General features: G+C 62.9%; 3 protein-coding genes. 2 read left to right on the top strand and 1 reads right to left on the bottom strand.

Features of this window, described 5'->3' with window-relative positions:
• Positions 1-584: dienelactone hydrolase family protein (locus tag M6D32_RS12945; RefSeq protein WP_298256681.1), on the top strand; the 584-nt coding region annotated here is incomplete at its 5' end.
• A 36-nt stretch (positions 585-620) separates the two neighbouring features.
• Here the strand turns inward: M6D32_RS12945 and M6D32_RS12950 are convergent.
• Positions 621-1616: a VOC family protein gene (locus tag M6D32_RS12950; RefSeq protein WP_298256683.1), complete on the bottom strand. Its 996-nt coding sequence runs from the start codon at positions 1614-1616 to the stop codon at positions 621-623.
• 316 nt (positions 1617-1932) lie between these two features.
• Here M6D32_RS12950 and M6D32_RS12955 point away from each other — a divergent pair.
• Positions 1933-3186: chorismate-binding protein (locus tag M6D32_RS12955; protein WP_298256685.1), on the top strand; the 1254-nt coding region annotated here is incomplete at its 3' end.

Raw genomic sequence — 3186 nt, forward strand, 5'->3', positions numbered from 1 at the left:
TCGTCATCCAGGACTGGTGGGGGCTTCAGGACCAGATCAAGGGGCTGTGCGATCGTTTCGCGGCTGCCGGTTTCGATGCGCTGGCGCCCGACCTCTACAAGGGCAAGGTCGTGCCGTATCACGACACCGATGCCGCCGGCAAAGAGATGAATTCGCTCGATTTCATCGACGCGACGACGCAGACGGTACGGGGCGCGGCGCAATACCTGGCGCGCAACGGCGCCAAGGTCGGCCTGACAGGCTTCTGTCTCGGCGGCGCGGTGACGATCATCGGCGCTACCAAGATTCCGGAGCTGACGGCAGGCGTCGTGTTCTACGGCATTCCGCCGGAAGCCGCCGCGAAACCTTCGGACGTGAAGATTCCCCTGCAGGCGCATTTCGCCAGCAGGGACGACTGGTGCACGCCGCAAGTCGTCGACGCCTTCGAAGAGGCGATGAAGGAGGCCGGCAAATCGCTCGAGTTGTTCCGCTATGACGCCGACCACGCCTTCGTCAACGAACAGCGCATGTCTGTGCATGATCGCAAGGCAGCCGAACTTGCGTGGGGCAGGGCGACCGCATTCTTTCACAGGCATTTGGGCTGAGTTTGAGGTCGTCCCGGCGTTCGCAAGGACTGAGTGTTATGCCTTTGTGATCCCGTCCCACCATGGGCAGGCGCCCGACATCAGCTGATAATTGCCGCCCATCACCTGGACCGGCACGCGCACGCCGTCCGCCGCGGCGCGCATTCGCATTTCGCGCGCCCGTTCGCGGTCCTGTTCGGAAAGCCACACGCGCTCATGGCCCCACAGGCTTGGGCCGTGGTGCATTTCGACCGGCTGCCAGGTAACGGGGTCGACCTCGCGTCCGCCCCAGCCGCATTCGACCATGAATGACGATGGCGTTCTGGCGTAGAACGAGGTCATGAAATCATTGGTGTGACGTCCGAGCGTGACATTCACGCGCTCGTCAGCCAGCGCGATATCGTAAGCCTGGCCGACATCGTCGAGCGAAAACAGTTCCACCATCAGATGATGCACGCCGTTCTTTCCGGTCTCGATCAGCGCGAGTGAATGATGGCGCGGATTGACGTGGAAGAAATAGGCGCGGAATGGCTTCTCGATGTAGTCGGAGAGGCGGAAGCCAAGCAGGTCGACATAGAACGGCATCACCTCGTCGATGCGTTCGACCGTCAGCACGATATGGCCGAGCCCGAGCGCGCCGGTGCGGAAACCGGAGATCGAGCGGCCCGGCGAAAATGGCGTGTCGTCGACTTCAGCGCCATGAAAGGCCTCGAGGCGGTTGCCGGCGGGATCGCGAAACGAAATCAGGGCGCGCACCCGCCGAGTATCCGCGAGCGCCTGGGGTTCGGCAACGACTTGCACGCCGGCGGCCTCCAATCGCGCGGCAAGCGCGTCGAGCGCGGCCGCATTCTCGACTTCCCAGCCGAAGAAGCGCGCACCATCTCCCATTGCGCGATCGATCACGACCCGCTGCTTGCGATCGTCCATCCGGAAGGCAAGCATGGAATTGCCGCGTTCGATCGCCTGCCAACCAACCAGTGACGTGCCGAACTGACGCCAGTCGTCCAGCGCGGTTGAGCCGAATCCGACATATCCTAATGCTTGCAACGACACGGTGGCCTCCCGCGACTTTCCTGATTTGGTAAGCCTACGCCGGTTTTTCGCCTCGTGCGAGCAGCCCTGCAGACGCTTGGCTCGCACGCCCGCGAGGCCGTCCGAGGCAGGTTCTCCCTTGACGCTGCGGCCCGGCCATGGTGTGTACACACACCATGAGCACCGTCGTTCACGTCTGTCGTCTTTGGTGGCGCACCTCCTAAAGAGGTGGCCGGTGCGAATTATCGTTAACGTTTATCGTCCAAGGGCCGCCATCGCAGGCGGCCTTCGTTTGTCCTGTGTGGCGTTCCCTCCGCAAGTTTCGTAAGAGGATCACATGAACAGGACCGTGTTCTCCCTGCCGGACCATAGTGAATATCGTACCGGTGGCGGCCTCGTGGTCGCTCGTTCGGTCGAGCATTTTTCCGGCGGCGCAAGCCGGCTGGACGACCTGATCGAACTGCTCGACCGCCGTCGCGGCGTGGTGCTGTCCTCGGGCACGACGGTGCCGGGACGCTACGAGAGCTTCGATCTCGGCTTTGCCGATCCTCCGCTGCAATTGCAGACCACAGGCGTGAATTTCTCGCTTTCCGCGCTGAACCCGCGCGGGGAAGTCCTGATCGCATTCCTGGGCGATGTACTTCGCGACGATTGCCTCGTCATCACTGAGCGCAGCGCAAGCCGTCTTGCCGGCCACATCCTGCGCGGCGAAGCGCCGGTCAATGAAGATCAGCGCACGCGCCGCGCCACCGTGATGTCGCTGGTGCGCGAACTTGTTGCCGCCTTCGGCTCAAACGAGGATTCGCTGCTCGGCCTGTTCGGTGCCTTTGGCTACGACCTCGTGTTCCAGATCGAGGATCTGGTGCAGAAGCGCAAGCGCGAGGACGACCAGCGCGACATCGTGTTGTTCGTACCCGACCGGCTGCTCGCCTATGACCGCGCCACCGCGCGCGGCGTCGTCCTGAGCTACGACTTTACCTGGGCCGGCCAGTCGTCGAACGGACGGTCGCGAGAGACGTCCGAAAGCGTCTATGCCGGGGCACCGCGGCAAGCGTTTTCCGATCACGCGAGCGGCGAATATCAGGCCACGGTGGAAACCGCGCGCGCCGCTTTTGCGCGCGGCGATTTGTTCGAGGCGGTGCCGGGGCAATTGTTCGGCGAGCCTTGCTCGCGTTCGCCGGCGGAAGTGTTCCAGCGGCTGTGCCGGATCAACCCGTCGCCTTACGGCGCACTGATGAACCTTGGCGATGGCGAGTTTCTGGTCTCGGCATCGCCGGAAATGTTCGTCCGTTCCGACGGCCGGCGGATCGAGACCTGTCCGATTTCCGGGACGATCGCGCGTGGCGTGGACGCAATCGGCGATGCCGAACAGATCAGGCAGTTGTTGAATTCGCAGAAAGACGAATTCGAACTCAACATGTGCACCGATGTCGACCGCAACGACAAGGCGCGCGTTTGCGTGCCCGGAACAATCAAAGTGCTGGCGCGGCGCCAGATCGAGACTTATTCAAAACTGTTTCACACCGTCGACCATGTCGAGGGCATGCTGCGGCCGGGCTTCGATTCCCTCGACGCCTTCCTGACCCACGCC

Source organism: Bradyrhizobium sp. (assembly GCF_027307225.1).
Taxonomy (GTDB): Bacteria; Pseudomonadota; Alphaproteobacteria; order Rhizobiales; family Xanthobacteraceae; genus Bradyrhizobium.